Genomic DNA, 22,661 nt, shown 5'->3' on the forward strand with positions numbered 1-22,661 from the left:
CCAGCGTTATTGCAAAAACCAGTGCGCTAAAGCGCCCTAGTCGATTGTAATGCGGTTAAAAGAACGGTGGAGCGGGCCGTTTGGCCCGCTCCACCGGTTCAGAACTTGTTGTTACTCTGCAGCTGCAGCAGCAACAATGTTCACTACGCGACGGCCGCGGCGAGTACCAAACTCAACCGCACCGGCCTGCAGTGCGAACAGGGTGTCGTCGCCACCGCGACCGACGCCTGCGCCGGGGTGGAAGTGGGTTCCACGCTGGCGAACGATGATCTCGCCAGCGGAAACTACCTGACCACCGAAACGCTTGACGCCCAGGTACTGAGCGTTGGAGTCACGACCGTTGCGAGTGGAACTCGCGCCTTTTTTGTGTGCCATGTGAAATGCCTGCCTCTAAATTTCTGGGGAAACTGAAAAACCTGAACAGCGGGTAACGAAAGTTACGCGATGCTGGTGATCTTGATCTTGGTCAGTTCCTGACGGTGACCCTGACGCTTCCGGTAGCCGGTCTTGTTCTTGAACTTCTGGATGACGATCTTCGGACCGCGGAGGTCCTCGAGGATCTCAGCCGTGACCTTGACGTTGGCCAGTTCCGCAGCTGCGGAGGTGACCTTCTCGCCGTCAACCAGGAGCAATGCGGGCAGCTCAAGCGTGCTACCGGCTCCACCGGGGACGCGGTTCAGCGTTACGTAGTCTCCAACGGAAACTTTTTCTTGGCGGCCGCCTGCGCGGACAATCGCGTACACCACTTGGGTACTCACTTCTCTCGACGTTTATTACAAAATTTGCGTGCGGAACCTTGAACCGGAATCAGCCCTGGTTCGCGCTGTGCCTCAACGCCGTGGACTTCTGATCGAAGTCCGCGAGTCATCCCATGAACAATTCCAAGGGGCATAACCCAAGTGTTGGCGTAAGCACCGAAGATCAAGATTACGCTAGTTTGACCTTCAGCTGCAAATGAGGCCGGGTCCGGAGGCTACCTCGTGACTTGCGTCACCAGTTGTAACGGACTCTCCCGGCACCGTGCCCATACAGCCTACAGTGTTTGGGCGAGATTAACGCGATCCAACCAGCGACGCGCAGACGTGTCGCTCCAATCGGTCTCATATACGTGCGTGGAAAGCTACTGAGCGCGGGTGAACGAAGCCTGCGCAAACAGCCTCGGAGCATCGAAGAATGCTGTCTCGTAGCGGCATGACTGAGTGAAGGCATCCATCATGGCAGCCCGCTCCGTACCGGAAGCCACGACGGCCGCAGCATCCGTGAAGTTGATCGCTTTCCTTGTTGCCGCTGCGAAATCCTCGTCGGCGTAGGTCTTCAACCAGCCCGCATATGCGTGGTCCGCAGGCGCGCCGGCTTCTACGTATGCCGCATGAAGCCGCTGACCCACCTCCGCGTACAACCAGTAACAGGGCAGGACCGCTGCCAGCACCACGGCGTAGCTGCCGGCAGCGGATGTTGCCAGTAAATGGTCCACGTAGGACTTGGTGACCGGTCCGATTGTCGTGGAGGCTTCCCGCGTGCTCAACCAATTCCTATGCAGCTCCGATTCAACCTCCAGGCACTGCTGTGACGCCTTTGCCCAGAACAGTTGTTCTTCCTCCGTGGGGGCCAAGGCTCCAGCACGTGCCAAGACCCTCGAATACCCATTGAGATAGATAGCGTCCTGGGCAAGGTAGTAACTGAAGTCACGTTCCGGCAGCTCGCCGGATTGAAGTCCTTGAATAAACGGGAGTCCGTAAATCGCTTCGAGTTCAGGGACGGCTTCGTTCCACATGGCCGCAGCGAAAGCGCCCGGCTTGGATGCCTGCCGGAAGTGGTGGAAGTGGTTCACGGGCCCGTTGCCTTGACCCACGTGCAGCGCGTCAGAGGCCCTCAACGCCCCTAGCAACCACGGCTTGACTTCCCGCAGTGAAACTTCCCAGTCACCAGTTCCTGCCTGGACTGTAGCCAGGGCGGAGGACAGGGAACACCCGGTACCGTGGCTGTTCCGCGTTGCAACCTTTGGACCTGCCACTTCGATCACATCCTGGGACAGCAGCCCGCTGGTGTTTACCAGTGCATCGGGGCACTCCGGCCCTGGGAGGTGGCCGCCCTTGACCAGGACCGTGTTCCCGAACTCGGCTGCCAACCGCTTGCCCTGGTCCAGCGCCGAAGCCCAGTCTGTTGCCTCCGGCTCCCCCAGCAACATGGCCAGTTCAGGAAGGTTCGGAGTGATGAGGTGGGCCAAAGGGAGCAGCGAACGCAATGCCTTCTCAGCGGACTCCCGAAGCAGTCGGTCACCGCTGGTGGCCACCATCACCGGATCAAGGACCACGACGGCGGGACACACCTCTTCGAGCCAGCCCCGGACCTCGTCAATAACGGCTGCGTCGCCGAGCATTCCGACCTTGACGGCATCAATGGTGATGTCACCACTAATGGCGTCCAGTTGCTGACGCAGGAAGTGTGCGGGAGGGACATGGACGGCACTGACCCCCCTGGTGTTTTGCGCGGTGAGCGCCGTGATGGCAGCCATGCCGTACCCGCCGAATGCGGCGATGCTCTTCAGGTCCGCCTGGATTCCGGCGCCACCCGAAGGATCCGAGCCGGCAATGCTCAGGACGCGCGGGGTTGGATGGGCCGAAGCCGGTGCGTCCAAGGGGTACACCGATGAATATGATGATGCAGTCATGAGGACATCCCTTCGCCGGTGCTAACCGGACAGGTTCAACGGGTTTGGATCTCAGCCTGGCCCAACGCCCGGCACCCCGTGTCAGTCCCCAAGCGTAGCCGGGAAGCAACGTGGCGCGGGAACCGGGCCACGCCGGAGCCCGGATGTGACTATGCACGCGGCTCATGCGTGGCCTACAGTGCCGACAGAAAAGGACCCTGCGCTACCCGCCGTTTGGCAGATAGCGCAGGGTCCTTTTCAACTTGTTCGGTGCGATTAGAGCTCGGAAGCAGGCACTCCAACGCCGAGGATGATGGGCTCATCCTTTGGTGCCTTCCGGGTCGGTTCCACAGTCGCCTTGGCTTCATGCGCCGAACCACGGGTGGCCGACGCTGTTACGTCATGGTGTTCAACGCTGGTTTCATTGGCCGCGCCCTGAGCCCTGCTGGCACTCCTGTTACGGCGACCACGACGACCACGCGGGGCTGAAGCAGCCTCAGGATCTTCCTCAGCAGCCCGTGCCGGAGAAGCAGCCTTCGGGGTCTCAGCAGCCTTCGGTACTGAAACCGGCGCGGCTTCTTCCTCAGCTGCCGGAGCAGCGCCGAGGTGCGAGAACGCTTCAGCCAGGAGATCCAGGCTCATGGCAGGCTTTGCTGCCTGCGGCTCGTCGTGGTGTTCAACGAACGGCAAGGCAACTTCTTCCCCGCCGAAACGCAAAACAGGAGTGGACCTTGCTTCCTGGACTGCCGCTTCCCTGCTTGCAGCATCCGTGCTTGCAGCATCCGTGTTTGCAGTACCGCGGGCTGACGCCCCTGCTTCACTGCCGGTGGCTTCGCCGCCGGCGGCGGCGCCGGGTGCGGGGCTGGCATCTGGCTCGTGCCGGCCTGCCGCACGCGCTTGCTCCTCTGCACGGTGAACTTCGTCGTCGTGCAGGTGTGCGGCGTGCGCTGCAGCGGCAATCGTGGCCAAGGCTGCCCTGGTTGCCTCGGCTTTGGCTAGACGGACAGGATCCTGCGGTTCAGCCGTGGTGGTTGCTGCGGCCGGGGCGGACGTGGTGGTGTGGACCTGCGCGGGGGCTTCGGCAATGGCCGGTCCCCCACCCTTGCCGCGGCGGCGCTTGCGTTCGGTCCGCCCCGCAGGCTGCTGCGCTTCTGCGTGCGGGCGGTGATGTTCAGCAGCCACTACGTTGGCGCGCCGGTGCTCAACGGGCTCGTCGTGCGTGACGACACCCCGGCCGGCGCAGTGCTCGCACTGCTCACCGAAGACCTCAAGGAGGCCGGTTCCCATGCGCTTGCGCGTCATCTGGACCAAGCCCAGCGACGTCACTTCGGCCACCTGGTGCTTGGTGCGGTCCCGGCCGAGGCACTCCACCATGCGTCGCAGGACGAGGTCGCGGTTGGATTCAAGGACCATGTCAATGAAGTCGATGACGATAATGCCACCGATATCGCGCAGACGAAGCTGGCGAACAACTTCCTCGGCCGCTTCAAGGTTGTTCTTGGTGACGGTTTCTTCAAGGTTTCCGCCACTGCCGGTGAACTTACCGGTGTTGACGTCCACCACGGTCATGGCCTCGGTGCGGTCGATGACCAACGAACCACCGGAAGGCAGGAAGACCTTCCGCTCAAGGGCCTTGTGGATCTGCTCGTCGATGCGCCACGCGGCGAAGATGTCCTGGTCCTTGGTCCACTTTTCGAGGCGTCCCACCAGATCGGGGGCGACGTAAGTCACGTAGGCTTCGATGGTGTCCCACGCGTCGTCACCGGAGACGATCAGCTTGGAGAAGTCCTCGTTGAAGACGTCACGGACCACTTTGATGGTGAGGTCGGGTTCGCCGTAGAGCAGTTCCGGAGCCAGGACCTTGGTGGACGAGGCCTGTCCTTCAATGCCTTCCCACTGTGCACGCAGCCGGTTGATGTCGTGGGTGAGCTCTTCCTCCGACGCACCCTCAGCTGCTGTGCGAACAATGACACCGGCGTTTTCCGGCAGGCGGTCCTTCAGGATGCGCTTGAGGCGGTTGCGTTCGACGTCGGGCAACTTGCGTGAGATGCCGGTCATGGAACCACCGGGTACGTACACCAGGTAGCGGCCCGGCAGGGAGATCTGGCTGGTGAGGCGGGCACCCTTGTGTCCCACGGGGTCCTTGGTGACCTGGACCAGGACGGAGTCGCCGGACTTCAGGGCGTTCTCGATCCGGCGCGGCTGGCCTTCAAGGTTAACTGCGTCCCAGTTGACTTCTCCGGCGTACAGGACGGCGTTACGGCCCCGTCCGATGTCCACGAACGCAGCTTCCATGGAAGGCAGCACGTTCTGGACCTTGCCCAAGTACACGTTGCCGATCAGGGAGTCCTGCTGGGTCTTGGACACGAAGTGCTCAGCAAGCACGCCGTCTTCCAGGACACCAATCTGTATTCTGTCGTCGCGCTGGCGGACGATCATCTGGCGGTCCACCGACTCGCGGCGGGCAAGGAACTCGGCCTCGGTGATGACCTGGCGGCGGCGTCCGGTTTCACGGGACTCGCGGCGGCGTTGCTTCTTGGCCTCCAGCCGGGTAGAGCCCTTGACGCCGGTAACCCGGTTGGAGGGGGCTGCCTCCGTGATGGGGCGGGGCGCGCGGACACGGGTGACTGTGTTGGGCGGATCGTCGTCCGAGCCGCCGGTCAGTTCAAGATCCTGGTCTCCACGACGCCTACGACGCCTACGCCGCGAGGTGACGCCTTCTTCGAGGGCTTCTACTACCGGCGCTTCCTCGTCCTCGGACTCAGTGCCGTCCTCGGTCTCGTTCTCTTCGCGCTCGGTTCCACGGCGACCACGGCGGCCCCGGCTCCTGCGACGCCGGCGACTACCTGCGTCTTCCAGCTCGCCTTCAGCGGCGGTTTCGGTTTCTTCTGCGGGCTCCTCAGCCTTCTCCTCCACCGCGGTGACGCGGGGAACCGTGGTGAGGTCCGGGGCCTGGAAGATCATGGAGGTGATGGAAACCGGCTCCATGAACAGGGAGGTGGACGCTGCAGGAGCAGCTTCTTCGGCAGGTTCCTCAGCAGCGGCCTCGGATTCCGGGTTTTGGGCAGCAACATCGGTGGCTACCTCAGCGACCGGTACTTCCGGCTGGGAGCCATTTTCCGGCGTCGTGGTTTCCGGGGCGGCTTCTGCAGCAACGGGTGCCTCTAATACTTCAGCTTTGGGCTTGGTAGTACGACGACGGCGGACCGGCTTCTCGGGGGCCGGCTCGGTGGCGGCTTCGGCAGCTTCCGGGACGGCGGGGGCGGCGTCGCCCGCGGCAGTAGCGTCCTCGCCCAAACCGGGCAGGGTTTCGGCAGGCTCTGCCTTCTTGCGGGAACGGGTGCGGCGCACTGGTGCGGCGGTTGTCTCAGTGGCTGCTTCCCGGGTGGGGGTCTCGGCCGCAGGTACCTCTACGTCAGCAGCGACTTTGGGCGCTGCCTTGCGCCGGGTCCTGGTGGCTTTCTTGGGCGCTTCCGCAGTTTCCGCGGGAGCTGCCTCATCATTAACGGCTACAACCTGGTCATTATCCATATGTGGCAACACTCCTGCCCCAGCGACGCCGCCACATCCGGCGCCCAGTGGAGCAAATATTGTCAAAACCCGCAGGCGTTGACAGAAGTCGGCAGTATGCCTTCCGGTTCGCACCAGCATTGGGGTGCGGCAGCCCTGGAAGGCCGGCGACTCTATTCTGAAACCCGTTGTTCTGCTGCCACAACCAGGTGCCGTCCATTGTCATGGCGGGCCTACCGAGGATCACGTGATCCGGGCATGCCCAGCTCATACTGGCGGTCTTGGGAACAAAGTCACCGGACCGGAATTCGAATGTGGATCGACTCCCGGCCATGTACATTCTCTCACACCCCTGCACATTCCCAAGGTAGGTCGCTGTGTCGCGGAGCTCCGCCCGCAAGCTGGGGCCAGCGTCCAGCCTTCGGAGTTACAATCCTCCCAAGAGCCCTTCCCGGCTTGCCGGGCCATTTGTCGAAAAGGATCACATCCGCGATGCCAAGCACCGCCAGGGAAAACCTGGCCAACAAAGCCTCAAGCCCTGTGGAGGACATATCCACCCAACAGGATTCCCTCCCCAGCACGGTCCGTGACAAGCCTTTCGCGTGGCTGCTGCTGATCACCGGTGTGGTTGGCTGGCTGGCGTCCGGAATCCTGGTGCTGGAGAAACTTGAGGTGCTCAAGGATCCAAACCACGTGACAGTGTGCGATGTGAATCCTTTTGTCTCCTGCGGTGAAGTGATGCAGACACCACAAAGCTCGGTGTTCGGGTTCCCCAATATGTTCATCGGCATCGTCGCCTTCGCTGTCATTATCACCACAGCCATGGGCATTCTCGCGGGAGCCAGGTATTCACGAGGTTACTGGCTGGGCCTGCAAACCGGTGTGACCCTTGGCTTCGCGTTCGTTGTGTGGCTGTGGTCGCAGGCCCTCTACGTCATCCACGTGCTGTGCCCGTTCTGCATGGTGGTATGGGCTGCCATGATCCCGCTGTTCGTCTGGGTAACCATCCGCAACGTCACCAGTGGGGTCATCAAGGCACCGCCGGCAATGGTCAGGCTTTTGTCCGGTTCGGGCTGGATCATCGTTGCCCTGTTGTACGTGGCCGTAATCGCCACGATCTTCTTCTCCTTCATCCACCTTTTCGTGGCGTCCACAGCGTAGAACCACCACTCGCGAGATAACAGTTAAGGCCAATGTTCAAGAAGAACATTGGCCTTAACTGTTATCTCGGCGGGGTTGTTTAGCCCGCGAACCAGATCTTGATCTCACGCTCTGCAGAGTCGACTGAATCTGAGCCGTGAACGAGGTTCTGCTGGACTGCCAGTCCCCAGTCGCGGCCGAAGTCGCCGCGGATGGTGCCCGGTGCCGCCGTCGTCGGATCCGTTGTTCCGGCCAGCGAGCGGAAGCCTTCGATCACGCGGTGGCCTTCGAAGACTGCAGCGATAACCGGTCCGCTGAGCATGAACTCAACCAGCGGCTCGTAGAACGGCTTGCCAACGTGTTCCTCGTAGTGCTGCTCCAGCAGCTCGCGGGTCGCGTTGACCTTCTTCAACTCCGCCAGGGTGTAGCCCTTGGCTTCGATCCGGGCGAGGATGCTTCCACCCAGGTTGCGGGCGACGCCGTCGGGCTTGACCAGGACAAGTGTCCGTTCAATGCTCACAGTTGCTCCAATGTGGTTGTTCGGTGGTTTTCCCAGCCAGTTTACGGGGTTTGCGGGTCAGCCTGGTCACCGTGGGCTGCATCCCATTCGGCCTGCTCGCGGTCGCGTTGGGCCACCTCGCGGTCAATCCGCATACCGGCCCTGATCCCGTACCACCAGCAGATGGCAAACAGGATCCCCACAATGAACATGGTGGGCTCGGCGAAGCCCGTCAGGATCAGCACAAGCTGCAGTGCCCAGCCAACCCCGATGCCCCATGGCTTGGACAGTACGGCGCACGCCAACACCAGCACCACCGTCAGTGCGATGCCGACCCCAAGAATGATGGCGGGGTCAACTTCTCCACGCCTCAGGCCGAAGACTGCCAACGTGCCGAAGAACGCGACGAAGGCTTCAAGCAGGAGCACGGTAGACGCGAACATCACCTTGGTGGATCGGCGCTTCTTGGGCATGCCGGGCCGCCATTCACGCTGCGCCTTGGTCATTTTCGCCATGCTAGGCACTCGCCTTTCCAAGCAGGATCCGCGCCTCGGCCACCACAGTGATGGAACCTGTTACCAGGACACCGCCTGCCAGGTCATCGTTGGATTCGGCGCGCTCCACAGCCCATTCCAGGGCGTCGTCCAACTTCTCCGCGATGTGGACGTTGTCCTCGCCGAAGCCGAGGTCGACGGCGAGTTCGGCCAGTTCCGCCGCCGGAACGGCACGCGCCGAGTTGGATTGGGTGAAACAGAATTCCTCGGCCAGGCCACCCAGTGATTCCTTGAGGGTCTTAAGGATCTCCTCGGCGTCCTTCTCCCGAAGAACGCCCACCACAACCACCAGCTTGCTGAAGCTGAAGGCCTCCTGGATGGCTTCCGACGAGACGCGGATGCCGTCCGGGTTGTGTGCAGCATCCACCACAACTGTGGGCGCAGTGCGCACAACTTCGAGCCGGCCGGGCGAAGTCACGTTGCCAAAGGCTTCTTTGAGCACCTCGGCATCGAGCTCTTTCTCTCCCCCACCGAAGAACGCTTCCAAAGCCGCGACGGCTACGGCGGCGTTTTCGGCTTGGTGGGCACCATGCAGTGGCAGCAGCAGGTCTTCGTAACGCCCGGCGAGACCCTGAATGGTCAGGACCTGGCCGCCCACAGCGACGCTGCGGGACTCGACACCGAATTCGACGCCCTCAAATCGGAACGGCACGTCAACTTCACGGGCTTTCTCCAACAGGACCTGCGCAGCGTCAACGGGTTGAGCTGCACTGACCAGGAAGCCGCCCGGTTTGATGATGCCGGATTTCTCGTAGGCGATGTCCTCGGTGGTGTCACCCAGAAGATCCGTGTGGTCCAGCGAAATCGGTGTGATGACTGAGACTTGGCCATCGCCAACGTTGGTGGCATCGGTGATGCCTCCCAAGCCGACTTCCATGACGGCAACATCAACAGGCTGATCAGCGAACACCGCGAAGCCAAGAATAGTCAGGCACTCGAAGTAGGTAAGCCGCGGTTGGTCTTCGGCAACGAGCTCGCTATCCACGATCTCCAGGTAGGGGCGGATTTCGTCCCAGATACGCACGAACGTCGCATCCGGTACAGGCTCTCCGTCAATGCTGATGCGTTCAGTCACTTTGGACAGGTGCGGGCTGGTGTAACGGCCCGTACTCAGGCCGTGGGCACGCAGTCCGGCCTCGATCATGCGTGCCGTGGACGTTTTGCCGTTGGTGCCGGTGATGTGGATGATCGGGAAAGCCTTGTTCGGCTCCCCCAGAACATCCATTGCACGGAACAACGGAGCCAGGCGAGGTTCCATCTTGTTTTCCGGGGCACGGCCCAGGAGTTCGGCGTAGACACTTTCAACCGAGAATTCGTCAGTCATGGATCAGGCCCCTGCCTTTGCGACGGTGACCTGCGGTTCGTCGACACTGGCCAACAGAACCTCCAGTTCCAACGTCAGAGTTTCGGTCTTGACGAGTTCCGAGTTGGCTTCCAGGGCGTCAACCACATCCTGTGCGGCCTCCACGGAAGTGTGGATGCGGTCGCTGACGTTCAGTCCTGCGTCCTTGCGCGCCTGCTGGATGGCACGGACCATGTCGCGGGCCAGTCCCTCGGCTGCAAGTTCAGGAGTGACCTCTGTGTTGAGGACAACGAAACCGCCGCCCGGCAGGACAGCTACTGCCGAGCTGCCGCCGTCGGCCGTGTCTGCCACGACAGTTTCAAGCGTGTATTCCTGGGGCTCGAGCTCCAAGCCACCGGCCACCACCACGCCGGCGTCATTGACAGACCAATCGCCGGACTTGGATCCCTTGATGGCCTGCTGCACGTTCTTGCCAAGGCGCGGACCCGCGGCCCGGGCGTTGACCACGAGCTTCTGCTCAATGCCGAACTCCTCAGGCGAGGCAGTTGCAGCGTCCAGGAGCCGGACGGAACGCAGGTTCAGTTCATCGGCGACGACGGCGGCAAAGCCTTCCAGCGCATCTGCACCAGGTGCCACCACGGTCAACTCCTGCAACGGCAAGCGGACGCGCAGGTTTGCTGCCTTCCGGAGGCTTGAGCCGGTGGAGCAGATTTGCTGGACGCGGTCCATTGCTTCAACCAATTGCGGGTTGGACGGGAACAGCGAAGCGTCAGGCCAGTCAGCCAGGTGAACAGAGCGGCCACCGGTCAGCCCACGCCAGATCTCCTCCGTCACCAGCGGCAGCAAGGACGCCGATACACGGCACACCGCTTCGAGCGCGGTGTAAAGCGCGTCAAAGGCGTCAACGCTTTCATCGAAGAAGCGCTGACGGCTACGGCGGACGTACCAGTTGGTGAGCATGTCCAGGTAGCTGCGGAGTTCATCGCAGGCACCGGAGATGTCGTAGCTGTCCAGACTGCTGGTGACATTGCGGACGAGGTCCCCGGTGTTGGCCAGGAGGTACTGGTCCAAGGTGTCGGCATAGCCGTCGTAGCGTAGCTTCGCCTCGTAGCCGGAACCGCCGTTGGCGGCATTCGTGTATAGCGTGAAGAAGCTGTAAACGTTCCATAGCGGCAGGATGACCTGGCGTACGCCGTCGCGGATTCCCTGTTCGGTGACCACAAGGTTGCCGCCACGCAGGATCGGGCTGGACATGAGGAACCAACGCATGGCGTCGGAACCGTCGCGGTCCAGAACCTCGGACACGTCAGGGTAGTTGCGCAGGCTCTTGGACATCTTCTGGCCGTCGGAGCCCAGCACGATGCCGTGGCTGATCACGTTGCGGAACGCCGGGCGGTCGAACAGTGCCGTGGACAGGATGTGCAGCATGTAGAACCAGCCGCGAGTCTGTCCGATGTACTCGACGATGAAGTCCGCCGGGTTGTGGGTGTCGAACCACTCCTCGTTCTGGAACGGGTAGTGCACCTGGCCGTACGGCATGGAACCGGAGTCGAACCAGACGTCCAGGACGTCTTCGACGCGGCGCATGGTGGACTTACCCGTGGGATCGTCCGGGTTGGGACGCGTCAGTTCATCGATGAACGGCCGGTGCAGGTCTACCTGACCCTCATTGTTCATCGGAAGACGGCCGAAGTCGGCTTCGAGATCGGCCAGGGAACCGTAGACGTCGGTGCGCGGGTATTCGGGGTCATCAGACTGCCATACGGGGATGGGCGAACCCCAATACCGGTTGCGGCTGATGGACCAGTCGCGGGCGTTATCCAGCCATTTGCCGAACTGGCCATCCTTAACGTTGCCCGGGATCCAGTTGATCTCCTGGTTCAGCTCGGACATACGGTCCTTGAACTTGGTGACTTCCACGTACCAGGACGACACGGCACGGTAGATCAGCGGGTTCCGGCAGCGCCAGCAGTGCGGGTAGCTGTGCTCGTAGCTGGCTTGGCGGACCAGGCGTCCGTCGGCGCGGAGCACCTGGGTGATGGGCTTGTTAGCGTCGAAGACCTGGAGACCGACGATCGAAGCAAGCTCACCGTGTGCGAACAGCGGTAGGAACCTGGCGCCTTCGTCGACGGACAGCACCACGGGGATGCCGGCGTCTTCACAGACCTTCTGGTCATCCTCACCGTAGGCCGGAGCCTGGTGAACGATGCCCGTACCGTCGGTGGTGGTGACGTAATCGGCCACCAGGAAACGCCACGCATTCTGCGTTCCGTACTTTTCAGCATCGGCAAAGTCGTTCCAGAGCGGTTCGTACTCAAGACCGGCCAACTCGGTGCCGGTGTGAGTGGAGACGACGGCGGCAGCCGCGGCAGCAGCGTCGTCGTACCCCAGATCCTTGGCGTACGCCCCCACAAGGTCAGCCGCCAGCAGGAAGCTACCCGTGACCGGAGCTTCAGCTGAAGCGGCCTTGACGCCGTTGGGTCCGGCCGGCAGGACTGCGTAAGAGATGTCCGGCCCGACGGCGAGCGCCAGGTTGGTAGGCAATGTCCAGGGCGTCGTGGTCCAGGCGAGCGCCTGGACACCGGCAAGTGCGTTGGAGAGCTCTGACTCCCCTGCCTTGACGGGGAACGTCACAGTGACAGTTTGGTCCTGGCGGTTCTTGTAGACGTCGTCGTCCATACGGAGTTCGTGGTTGGACAGCGGTGTCTCGTCCTTCCAGCAGTACGGGAGGACACGGTAACCGTTGTAGGTGAGGCCCTTCTCGTGCAGCTGCTTGAAGGCCCAGAGCACCGACTCCATGTACTCGACGTTGAGCGTCTTGTAGTCGTTCTCGAAGTCCACCCAGCGAGCCTGGCGGGTGACGTAGGCCTTCCACTCATTGGCGTACTTCATGACCGAGGCGCGGCAGGCGTCGTTGAATTTGTCGATGCCCATGGCTTCGATCTGGGTCTTATCCGTCATGCCCAGTTGCTTCATGGCTTCGAGCTCTGCCGGGAGGCCGTGGGTGTCCCAGCCGAAGCGGCGCTCCACGCGCTTGCCACGCTGGGTCTGGTAGCGGCCCACAAGATCCTTGGCGTAGCCGGTCAGGAGGTGGCCGTAGTGCGGGAGGCCGTTGGCGAAGGGAGGGCCATCGTAGAAGACAAACTCGTTGCTGCCGTCCTTGCCTGCATCACGTTGGTCGATGCTTGCTTGGAAGGTGCCGTCTTCGTCCCAGTATTTGAGGATGCGCTCTTCGATTTCCGGGAACTTCACGGAAGCGGACACGCCGTGCGTGCCGGACGAAGACGCTGAGGCCTTGGGGTAGTGGGTCATCTCATATCCTGTGATAGCTGGTTGACTGTCAGGATGCGAGGACGGCGTCTGTGCTGCCTGTCGGCTGCGCAGCTACCGCGGTACCACCTCACTTACCGGAACGCGATGTTCCGGCCTCTCATTACTGCTGTGACGGGCTTACCCGTCCGGTTCTACTGGGCGCTTGCCACCTTTGCGGGTGGTAAACGCTGTTCTTCCGGAAGCTCACCGGTGATGGCCGGGTCAAAGCTGGTCTTCCAAGTCTAGCGCCAGCGGAGGGCCCCGATCTACTTGTGGGTTCATCCTGTGGATGGAGTCCGGTTCGATGGGCGATGCATAGACTCAAGCCCATGACACACCCCGGGACTGCTGTGATGGAAACCCGCCCTGCGCCGCGCCGTGCTTCCTTGGCGTGGTCGGTGGTGGCGCTGCTTGTTGCGCTGCCTGTGGCGGGGGTATCGATGTTCCGCGGGTTCCCAGCGGAGTGGCCAGTGATCGTGGTGCAGCTGTTGTCCTTCACCCCGTGGATGGTGCTGCCGTCAGCGTTTGCCCTGGTGCTTGCCTTGGTAGGGCGGCGGCGTTGGGTCACCATCACGACTGCGGCCTTACTGGCGGCCCAGTTGTTCTGGCTGTTCCCGTTGGACGCCGGTAAGCCGGAGTCATTACGTGCCGCTGGTGCCACGGTCCCTTTGCGAGTGATGAGCCTCAACTCCGAATACGGGGAAGCGGACGCGGCCAGCATCGTGGAGCTGGTTCGGGACAACGGGATTCAGCTGCTGAGCATCCAGGAACATACGCAGGGCCTCGAGGATGCGCTTCGCTCGGCCGGAATGGAAGACGTACTGCCGAATCTCCTCAGTGAACCCAATGACGACGCGTCCGGTGGCGCTGTGTTTTCCGCATTTCCCCTGGAGCCCGTAGGCCTTCTGCCTGACACCCCGTTCCGGATGGACGTAACGCGGGTCCTTCTGACGGACTCTGCGTCCGGCGCCGAGGCCTCGTTGAACCTTACCAACGTGCACGCGCTGCCGCCGGTGGATGAGCGGATTGACCAATGGCGGAGCGACCTCGAGAAGGTGGCCCGGCAGGGTTCCCGACCGGGGAACCACCTGCTGATGGGTGACTTCAACGCCACCTATGACCACTCCGAATTCCGGGCTTTCCTGGACCCTGGACTCGACGGCACCTCGTCAGGCGGCGGGAAGCTTGTGGATGTGGGAACAGCTTCGGGTGGACGGTTCGCCCCCACGTGGCCCATGGAGGGACCACCGCTTCCGGGCATCGTGATCGACCATATTGTCAGCTCGCCCCACATCGGCAGCAGCGGATATGCCGTCCACCGGGTTCCCGGTTCGGATCACGCAGCCATCATGGCTAGACTGCTCATTCCTGCCGGCTGAGGTCTCAGCCCTCTTTTCGGATCAGTTTGTGGTTCGCCGCCTGGGCCACCGGGCGGATGACGATCTGGTCGAGGTTAATGTGGTGCGGCAGCGAAACTGAGTACGCCACCACGCCTGCCACGTCCTCGGCGGTCAGGGGCTTCTCCACACCGGCATAAACCTTGGCGGCTGCGTCTTTGTCGCCGAGGCGGTTCAGGGCGAATTCCTCGGTCTGCACCAATCCCGGGGCAACCTCGATGACCCGGATGTTGTTGCCCACCTCTTCCAGGCGCAGGGCATTGGTCATTGCGTGCTGGGCAAATTTGGCTGCGTTGTAGCCCGCGCCGCCTTCATAGGCGGACAGCCCTGCCGTGGACGTGAGGTTGAGGACGGTTCCCTCGCCGTTGTCCCGCAGCATGGGCAGGAAGGCCCGGGTGATTTTCATGGTGCCCAGGACGTTCACCTGGTACATCCAATCCCAGTCTTCAGTGTCAGCGTTCGCGATGGTGTCCGCGCCGCGTGCCCCACCGGCGATGTTGATGAGCGTGTCGGCACCCCCGGCTTTGGTGACGGCCGCGAGCAAGGCCGAGACGTCGTCGTCGTCCGTGATGTCAGCCGGGAACGGCACGGCGCCGGTTTCGGCTCCCAAGGCGTCCAGCCTGTCCGCCCGGCGGGCCACCGCGAAGACCTTCCATCCGGTGCTAGCCAGCGCCTTCACCGTGGCCTCACCGATGCCGGTACTCGCACCGGTTACGACGGCCGTCTTGTTGTAGTCTGCATTCTGTCCGGAAGGCGTGTTGTGCGCAGCCAAAGTCATGGCACTACCTTATCGAGGGTGCAGGCCCCACGACGGGCGGGCGGTAACGCCAGGCCATGAAACAATTGACCCATGGCTGAATCAACGCAGGGTACAGACACGCCCGCCACCGCCCCAATCAACGTTCCCGACAAGCCGGCCCTTGAAGGCCTCGAGGCTGCCCTGACGCAGCGCTGGCTGAAGGAAGGAACCTACAAGTTCAACCCGGACACCACCCGGGAGCAGGTCTACTCGATCGATACTCCCCCGCCCACGGCATCCGGCTCGCTCCACGTGGGCCACATGTTCTCCTTCACCCAGACTGACGTCCAGGCCCGCTACATGCGCATGACCGGAAAGAACGTCTTCTACCCCATGGGTTGGGACGACAACGGTTTGCCCACCGAGCGCCGCGTCCAGAACTACTACGGCGTGCGTTGCGATCCCGCCATCCCCTACAAGGCCGACTACACGCCCCCCGCACAGCCGGCCAAGAACCAACGCGATTTCGACGTCGTATCGCGCCAGAACTTCATCGAACTGTGTGAAGAACTCGCCGTTGAGGACGAGAAAGTCTTCGAGAACCTGTTCCAGACCCTTGGCTTGTCCGTGGACTGGGACCTCACCTACCGCACCATTGACGACACTTCGCGTGCGGTGTCCCAACGCGCCTTCCTCGCGAACCTTTCGGCCGGTGATGCGTACATGGCCGAGGCACCCACACTCTGGGATGTGACGTTCCGCACCGCTGTTGCGCAGGCTGAACTGGAGGACCGCGAAGTTGCCGGCGCCTACTACCGCTACCCCTTCTTCACGGAGGATGGCGAAAAGATCTTTATCGAAACCACCCGCCCGGAACTTCTTGCGGCCTGCGCCGCCCTGGTGGCAAATCCCGACGACGAGCGGTACCAGCCGCTCTTCGGCAAGACTGTGAAGTCGCCCCTGTTCGACGTCGAACTCGAAGTTAAGGCTCACCCGCTCGCCAAAGCTGACAAGGGCTCCGGCATCGCCATGGTGTGTACCTTCGGCGACCTGACCGACGTCACCTGGTGGCGCGAACTGCAGTTGCCCACCCGCGCCATCATGGGCCGCGACGGGCGCATCATTGCCGAGACCCCGGAATGGATCACCACCGACGCCGGCAAGGAAGCCTACGCTGCGATCGCCGGCAAGACCGCTTTCTCCGCCAAGGAAGCCGTGGTGGAACTGCTCAAGGCGGCGGAGCTGCTGGACGGCGAACCAAAGAAGATCACACACCCGGTGAACTTCTTCGAGAAGGGCGACAAGCCCCTCGAAGTTGTTACCTCCCGTCAGTGGTATATCCGCAACGGTGGCCGCGATGAGGAACGCCGGGAACGCCTGATCGGCCGTGGACAGGAAATTACCTTCCACCCCGCGTTCATGCGTTCGCGTTACGAGAACTGGATCGCAGGCCTGAACGGTGACTGGCTCGTATCCCGCCAGCGCTTCTTCGGCGTGCCCATCCCTGTCTGGTACCCGCTGGATGCCCAGGGCAACCCGGACTACGACAACCCCATCCTGCCTTCGGACGAGATGCTCCCCGTGGACCCGGCCGCAGACGCTGCTCCCGGCTTCGAGGAATCCCAGCGCGACCAGTCCAACGGCTTCACAGGTGACGCCGATGTGCTGGACACCTGGGCAACGTCATCGCTGACCCCCCAAATCGTGGGTGGGTGGAGCCGTGACGAGGAACTGTTCTCCAAGGTCTACCCCTTCGACCTCCGTCCGCAGGGACACGACATCATCCGCACCTGGCTGTTCTCCTCAGCGGTTCGGGCAGATGCCCTGCAGAAGAACGCCCCGTGGAAGCACGCCGCCATCTCCGGCTGGATCCTGGACCCGGACCGCAAGAAGATGTCCAAGTCCAAGGGCAACGTTGTTGTACCCACGGACGTGCTGAACGAGTACGGTTCGGACGCCGTCCGCTATTGGGCAGCCTCGGCCAAGCTCGGCGCCGACACCGCTTACGAGATCGCCCAGATGAAGATCGGCCGCCGCCTGGCCATCAAGTTGCTGAACGCTTCGAAGTTCGTGCTGAACCTCGGCGCCACCGAGAACTCAGTGGTGACATCCGATCTTTCGGTCCTGTCCAACCCGTTGGACCGTGCACTGTTGGCGCAGTTGTCCGACGTCGTTGCACAATCCACCAAGGCGTTCGAGAACTACGACTACGCCCGCGCACTCCAGATCACTGAGTCGTTCTTCTGGCAGTTCACGGACGACTACGTGGAGCTCATCAAGGACCGTGCCTACGGTGCCGCCGGCGAAACCGAGCAGGCATCCGTCCTCGCAGCCCTCGCCACCACACTGGACTCACTCCTGCGCCTGTTTGCACCGTTCCTGCCCTTCGCAACTGAAGAGGTCTGGGGCTGGTGGCGCACAGGATCGGTTCACCGTGCCCAGTGGCCGGCAGCCTTGGAAATCACCGATGGCGACACCACGATGCTCGGCACTGTGGGGATCGCACTCAGCGGTATCCGCAAGGCCAAGTCTGAGGCGAAGGTGAAGCAGCGTACCGAGGTGCTGTCCGCGTCCATTACCGCGTCTGAGGTACTGGTCGCCCAGCTGAAGGCCGGCCTTGGCGACCTGAAGGCAGCCGCTAACGCGCAGGAGATCACTCTCCAGTCCGGTGAAGGTGAGCTTACCGTCAGCGATGTTGTCCTGGCACCCGCCGAGGAACAGCCCGCGTCCTAGAAAAAATGGTCAGCCGCCCGTTTTAGGGCAAAGGGGAAGCCCCATCAGCGTTTTGCCGTTGGTGGGGCTTCGACTTTTCGGCTGTCTGGTGATGTCTTGACAGTCTGGCGGAATCCTTGGAATTTCAGGTCTTCCTACCTCATCACTGGTAGGTTGCTTCCAACTTTGCCAAAGGCTGCGTTGGTTGCAATCACTGAATCTTTGGTTTCCGTGTCCCTCTTCTTTCGAAGTGGGTAAGAACTATTGTTGTCCCGCTGAGGACGATGCACAAGGGGTTCGAAAGAACTACAAAGCTGTAGTTTTCCTGCGGGCAGATGGCTGTCTGTGGCAAAGTATTGACCATGCCGGAACTCCCCGAAGTGCACGGCCTGTGCATGTACTTGGACACCCAACTCCATGGAGCCGTGCTGACCGACGTCCGCATCAACTCCGTCTCTGCACTCAAGACGGCGGATCCTCCCTACACGGCTCTTGAGGGCCGGACCATTCTCGGCGTAAAACGCAGAGGGAAGTTCGTTTGCCTTGACGCTGACGGCCTGTTCTTCGTCTTCCATTTAGCGAAGGCCGGCTGGGTCAGGTACACCGAGCACCCGTCCTCGGCCGGGCTGCGCCTGGGCAAAAGCAACATCTCGGCACGCCTCCTACTCCACCGCCCTGCCGACGACGCGCACATTGGCGTGGACTTGACCGAAGCGGGAACCAAAAAGAGCCTCGCCATCTACGTGGTGAAAGATCCGCAAGACGTTCCGGGAGTAGCCACCCTTGGACCCGAACCGCTCAGCCCCGATTTTGATCTCGAAGCGCTGGCTGCAATCCTCGGCTCCAGTTCGCAACAAATCAAAGGCCTGCTGCGAAGCCAGAGCGTCATCGCCGGAATTGGCAATGCCTACAGCGACGAGATTCTCCACGCCGCCAGGATTTCGCCCTTTGCCACCGCCAAGTCCTTGGACCAGGAGACGGTGGCCCGGCTGTTTGAGGCAATGCAGGAGATCCTGGTAGGTGCCGTCAACGCAGCAGCCGGCAAACCGTCCAGCGAACTCAAGGACACCAAGCGCAGCAATTTCCGGGTGCATGCCAGGACTGGCCAGCCCTGCCCGGTGTGTGGGGATACCGTCCGTGAGGTGTCCTTCGCGGACACCTCACTTCAGTATTGCCCTACCTGCCAGACCAACAGGAAGATTCTCGCCGACCGCCGGACATCACGGTTCCTGAAGTAGAGGCTGAGCCGCTAGTTGAATTCAGGGCTTTCAGTTCGGCTGCGCTTCAGCTCGAAGAAGTGGGGGTAGCCAGCCAAAGTCACCGTGGCATCCCAGAGCTTTCCTGCTTCTTCGCCCCGGGGAATCCGTGTAAGGACAGGACCGAAGAACGCCGTGCCGTTGACGGCTACCACGGGAGTTCCGACGTCCTGGCCCACCAACGAAATACCGGCTTCGTGGCTTGCGCGCAGCTGGGCATCGTATTCATCTGAGGCTGCAAAGCGTGCCAGGTCAGCGGGAAGTCCGGTCTCGGCGAGGGCCTTCCGGATCACCGACGCGCGGTCCTTGTTACCTTCGTGGTGGATCTGCTCCCCCATGGCGTCATACAGGGGCTTGACAAAGCTGCTGCCGTGTAACTCCTGGGCGGCAATGATGACTCGAACGGGTCCCCAGCTGTCGTCCATCATGGCCCGGTAATCTCCGGGGAGGTCACGGCCCTCATTGAGCACTGAGAGGCTCATGACGTGCCATTCGGTCTCGATGCCCCGCACCTGCTCCACCTCACCGATCCAGCGCGATGTGATCCATGCGAAGGGGCATACGGGGTCGAACCAGAAATCAGCCTTGTTGACGTTCTCTTCGGTCGCAAGCTGTTCGGGCACAAGCTGTTCGGGCACAGGGAACTCCTCTGAAAGGTGTGACGGTGGCGTGACAAAGGTCCCGGTGGAACCGTGTCTTGTTTAGGCCAACAGGAGGCTAAGCCGACTTATTCCGGCGCTTGGCCACGACGTCGTGGGCGATCATGGTGGGCTGGGCTTTCTTGGCCACGACGTCCGCGGTGATCACCACAGTTGCGATGTCGTCCCTGCTGGGGAGATCGAACATAACGGGCAGCAGCACATCCTCCATGATGGCCCTGAGGCCACGTGCACCAGTGCCACGTTCAAGGGCTTGGTCCGCTATGGCGTCCAAGGCGTCGTCGTCGAACTGCAGCTCTACGCCGTCCAACTGGAACATCTTCTGGTACTGCTTCACCAAAGCGTTCTTTGGGGTAGAGAGGATCTGGATCAGCGCGGGCCGATCGAGGCTCGATACTGTGGTGATGACAGGGAGTCGGCCGATGAATTCCGGAATGAGGCCGAACTTGAGCAAATCCTCCGGCATGACTTCGCCGTAGGTGTCCACGTTGTCCCGAGCCTCGTTGAGCGGTGCACCGAATCCGATGCCCTTGCGTCCGGAGCGCGAACCGATGATGTCTTCCAGCCCGGCGAACGCACCGGCCACAATGAAGAGAACGTTGGTGGTATCAATCTGGATGAATTCCTGGTGCGGGTGTTTCCGACCACCTTGGGGCGGAACAGAGGCGACTGTACCCTCCAGAATTTTCAAGAGTGCTTGCTGTACACCTTCGCCCGAGACGTCGCGGGTGATCGACGGGTTCTCACTCTTACGGGAGATTTTGTCGATCTCATCAATGTAGATGATGCCTTGCTCGGCCTTCTTGACGTCATAGTCAGCGGCCTGGATGAGCTTGAGCAGGATGTTCTCGACGTCCTCGCCAACATAGCCAGCTTCCGTCAACGCGGTGGCGTCAGCTACGGCAAACGGCACATTGAGGCGACGAGCCAGCGTCTGGGCCAGGTAAGTCTTGCCGCAACCCGTAGGGCCGATTAGGAGGATATTGGACTTGGCGATCTCGACATCCTCGTGGTGCGGGCCCTCACCGAGGCTGCCAGCCTTAGGCGCGTGCCCGGCCTGAATGCGCTTGTAGTGGTTGTAAACCGCTACCGCCAGGGAACGTTTGGCGGGTTCCTGGCCGATGACGTATTCCTGCAGGAAGTCGAAAATCTCACGAGGCTTTGGCAACTCAAAACTACCGAGATCGGAGACTTCAGCGAGTTCTTCTTCGATGATCTCGTTGCAAAGCTCGATGCACTCATCGCAGATGTACACACCGGGCCCGGCAATCAGCTTCCGTACCTGCTTCTGGCTCTTTCCGCAGAAAGAACACTTCAGCAGATCCGTGCTCTCGCCAATCCGAGCCATGTGGGAATCCCTTCGTTGCATGCGGGTGATGCGGCTCCGCGCCGTACTTAAGTGTGCGGCCACGCCGCGGTTGGCACCACCGTGACAACATCCACTCTAGGTCACAATGGGCTGCTTGGGTGGAAACAGAACGCCGGTGCGGTTCATATTTCGTGAACCGCACCGGCGTCGAAATCCGTGCTTTACCGGGCGATTGCCTGGGGCTTGATCTTACGGGAGTCCAGAACCTGGTCGATGAGACCGTAGCTCAGGGCGTCCGCGGCAGTGAGGATCTTGTCTCGCTCGATGTCGTTGTTGACCTGCTCGGAAGTGCGGCCCGAGTGGTGAGCCAGTGTGTCCTCGAGCCAGGTGCGCATACGCATGACTTCAGCCGCCTGGATCTCGAGGTCCGAGGCCTGTCCGCCTTGACCACCGGAAAGAGCCGGCTGGTGAATCAGCACGCGGGCGTTCGGCAGGGCCAGGCGCTTCCCGGGCGTACCAGCAGCAAGCAGGACCGCGGCAGCGCTGGCTGCCTGCCCCAGGCACACCGTCTGGATTTCCGGACGGATGTACTGCATGGTGTCGTAGATGGCCGTCATGGCAGTGAACGAGCCACCAGGCGAGTTGATGTACAGAGTGATGTCACGGTCCGGATCAGTCGACTCGAGGACCAGCAGCTGGGCCATGATGTCGTCAGCGGATGCATCATCAACCTGGACACCCAGGAAGATGATGCGGTCCTCGAACAGCTTGGTGTACGGGTCCTGGCGCTTGAAGCCGTACGGCGTACGCTCCTCGAACTGGGGCAGGACGTAACGGCTGGACGGGAGATTACCGGCAGACCATCCGAAGTTGTAGTTCATGTTCTTTACTCCTGGGGTTTCAGTGGTTCTTTGTGCCGGTTAGTTTTCGGAGTTCGACTGGTTGGCCGTTCCGCCGCCACCGGCCACAGAACCGGCGTGCGCCGAGATCTTGTCGAAGAAGCCGTATTCCAGGGCTTCAGTAGCCGTAAACCACTTGTCGCGGTCGTTGTCCTTGAGGATCGTCTCCACGGACTGCCCGGTCTGCTCTGCCGTGAGTTCGGCCATGACCTTCTTCATGTGCAGAATCAGTTCGGCCTGAATCTTGATGTCCGACGCCGTGCCGCCGATGCCGCCCGACGGCTGGTGCATCAGAATACGGGCGTTGGGCGTGGCATAACGCTTGCCCTTGGTGCCGGAGGAAAGGAGGAACTGGCCCATTGACGCTGCCAGGCCGGTTGCCACGGTAACGACGTCGTTCGGGATGAACTGCATGGTGTCGTAGATGGCCATGCCGGCCGTCACGGAACCACCCGGTGAGTTGATGTACAGGTAGATGTCCTTCTCCGGGTCTTCGGCCGAGAGGAGGAGGAGCTGCGAGCAGATGGCGTTGGCGTTCTCGTCACGGACCTCAGAGCCGAGCCAGATGATGCGCTCTTTCAGCAGGCGGTTGTAGATGTAGTTGTCCTGGGCTGCGGGATCGACAGTTGCCATCCGGGGAGCCTCTGATTGCTGTGACATAAGTACTTACCTCTCGCTGGTGCCAGTGACCTCACTGAACTTCACTACTTGGACACTAACCG

The 22,661-nt window shown here is 61.7% G+C and carries 17 protein-coding genes and 1 riboswitch; of the genes, 4 read left to right on the top strand and 13 right to left on the bottom strand.

The window, feature by feature from the left end; translation table 11 throughout:
- Positions 1-111: 111 nt before the first annotated feature.
- The 4 genes from rpmA to RIF72_RS13785 all read right to left on the bottom strand — a co-directional run bounded on the left by rpmA (position 112) and on the right by RIF72_RS13785 (position 6,181).
- On the bottom strand, positions 112-375 hold the full coding sequence (gene rpmA, locus RIF72_RS13770) for a 50S ribosomal protein L27 (RefSeq protein ID WP_003803426.1): 264 nt from the start codon (positions 373-375) through the stop codon (positions 112-114).
- A gap of 62 nt (positions 376-437) precedes the next feature.
- Positions 438-746, bottom strand: a complete 309-nt coding sequence (rplU, locus tag RIF72_RS13775; protein ID WP_024816904.1) for a 50S ribosomal protein L21 — start codon at positions 744-746, stop codon at positions 438-440.
- A gap of 374 nt (positions 747-1,120) precedes the next feature.
- Entirely contained in the window at positions 1,121-2,671 is a 1,551-nt protein-coding gene (gene thiD / locus RIF72_RS13780) for a bifunctional hydroxymethylpyrimidine kinase/phosphomethylpyrimidine kinase (RefSeq protein ID WP_309075434.1), read from the bottom strand.
- Positions 2,662-2,760: riboswitch (TPP riboswitch) on the bottom strand. (Overlaps the previous gene by 10 nt.)
- Positions 2,761-2,926: 166 nt before the next feature.
- Positions 2,927-6,181: an Rne/Rng family ribonuclease gene (locus RIF72_RS13785; protein WP_309075435.1), complete on the bottom strand. Its 3,255-nt coding sequence runs from the start codon at positions 6,179-6,181 to the stop codon at positions 2,927-2,929.
- A gap of 471 nt (positions 6,182-6,652) precedes the next feature.
- Between RIF72_RS13785 and RIF72_RS13790 the strand changes: the two genes are divergently transcribed.
- Entirely contained in the window at positions 6,653-7,321 is a 669-nt protein-coding gene (locus RIF72_RS13790; protein WP_309075436.1) for a vitamin K epoxide reductase family protein, read from the top strand.
- A gap of 79 nt (positions 7,322-7,400) precedes the next feature.
- Here the strand turns inward: RIF72_RS13790 and ndk are convergent, their stop codons facing one another.
- From ndk to ileS, 4 genes are read right to left on the bottom strand one after another with little or no spacing between them, the layout of a single operon-like run.
- Positions 7,401-7,820: a nucleoside-diphosphate kinase gene (gene ndk, locus RIF72_RS13795; RefSeq protein ID WP_159702842.1), complete on the bottom strand. Its 420-nt coding sequence runs from the start codon at positions 7,818-7,820 to the stop codon at positions 7,401-7,403.
- Between the two features lie 41 nt (positions 7,821-7,861).
- Positions 7,862-8,314 carry a DUF4233 domain-containing protein gene (locus tag RIF72_RS13800; protein WP_309075437.1) on the bottom strand — a complete coding sequence of 151 codons (453 nt, stop codon included), beginning with the start codon at positions 8,312-8,314 and terminating at the stop codon, positions 7,862-7,864.
- A 1-nt stretch (position 8,315) separates the two neighbouring features.
- Positions 8,316-9,677, bottom strand: a complete 1,362-nt coding sequence (locus RIF72_RS13805; RefSeq protein ID WP_091467963.1) for a folylpolyglutamate synthase/dihydrofolate synthase family protein — start codon at positions 9,675-9,677, stop codon at positions 8,316-8,318.
- A 3-nt stretch (positions 9,678-9,680) separates the two neighbouring features.
- Positions 9,681-12,968 (bottom strand): isoleucine--tRNA ligase, encoded by a 3,288-nt coding sequence (gene ileS, locus RIF72_RS13810; RefSeq protein WP_309075438.1) that lies wholly within the window; start codon positions 12,966-12,968, stop codon positions 9,681-9,683.
- Positions 12,969-13,297: 329 nt separating this feature from the next.
- On the opposite strand from ileS, the gene RIF72_RS13815 reads away from it, so the two are divergent.
- On the top strand, positions 13,298-14,347 hold the full coding sequence (locus RIF72_RS13815) for an endonuclease/exonuclease/phosphatase family protein (protein ID WP_309075439.1): 1,050 nt from the start codon (positions 13,298-13,300) through the stop codon (positions 14,345-14,347).
- A gap of 4 nt (positions 14,348-14,351) precedes the next feature.
- Here RIF72_RS13815 and RIF72_RS13820 read toward each other — a convergent pair whose 3' ends face one another.
- Positions 14,352-15,143, bottom strand: coding sequence for an SDR family oxidoreductase (locus tag RIF72_RS13820; RefSeq protein ID WP_309075440.1), 792 nt, complete (start codon positions 15,141-15,143; stop codon positions 14,352-14,354).
- 72 nt (positions 15,144-15,215) lie between these two features.
- On the opposite strand from RIF72_RS13820, the gene valS reads away from it, so the two are divergent.
- Complete coding sequence (gene valS, locus RIF72_RS13825; RefSeq protein ID WP_309075441.1) at positions 15,216-17,837, top strand: valine--tRNA ligase; 2,622 nt, start codon at positions 15,216-15,218, stop codon at positions 17,835-17,837.
- A gap of 341 nt (positions 17,838-18,178) precedes the next feature.
- Positions 18,179-19,054 carry a DNA-formamidopyrimidine glycosylase family protein gene (locus RIF72_RS13830; protein ID WP_309075442.1) on the top strand — a complete coding sequence of 292 codons (876 nt, stop codon included), beginning with the start codon at positions 18,179-18,181 and terminating at the stop codon, positions 19,052-19,054.
- An 11-nt stretch (positions 19,055-19,065) separates the two neighbouring features.
- On the opposite strand, the gene RIF72_RS13835 is transcribed toward RIF72_RS13830, so the two are convergent.
- The 4 genes from RIF72_RS13835 to RIF72_RS13850 form a co-directional block, all read right to left on the bottom strand.
- Positions 19,066-19,710, bottom strand: a complete 645-nt coding sequence (locus RIF72_RS13835; RefSeq protein WP_309075443.1) for a DsbA family protein — start codon at positions 19,708-19,710, stop codon at positions 19,066-19,068.
- Positions 19,711-19,789: 79 nt separating this feature from the next.
- A complete protein-coding gene (gene clpX, locus RIF72_RS13840; protein WP_309075444.1) occupies positions 19,790-21,079 on the bottom strand; it encodes an ATP-dependent Clp protease ATP-binding subunit ClpX in 1,290 nt (429 codons plus the stop codon).
- 182 nt (positions 21,080-21,261) lie between these two features.
- Positions 21,262-21,921, bottom strand: coding sequence for an ATP-dependent Clp protease proteolytic subunit (locus RIF72_RS13845; protein WP_011775058.1), 660 nt, complete (start codon positions 21,919-21,921; stop codon positions 21,262-21,264).
- Between the two features lie 39 nt (positions 21,922-21,960).
- On the bottom strand, positions 21,961-22,572 hold the full coding sequence (locus RIF72_RS13850) for an ATP-dependent Clp protease proteolytic subunit (RefSeq protein WP_014922040.1): 612 nt from the start codon (positions 22,570-22,572) through the stop codon (positions 21,961-21,963).
- Positions 22,573-22,661 lie beyond the last annotated feature (89 nt).

This window comes from Paenarthrobacter sp. (genome assembly GCF_031180005.1).
GTDB lineage: Bacteria > Actinomycetota > Actinomycetes > Actinomycetales > Micrococcaceae > Arthrobacter.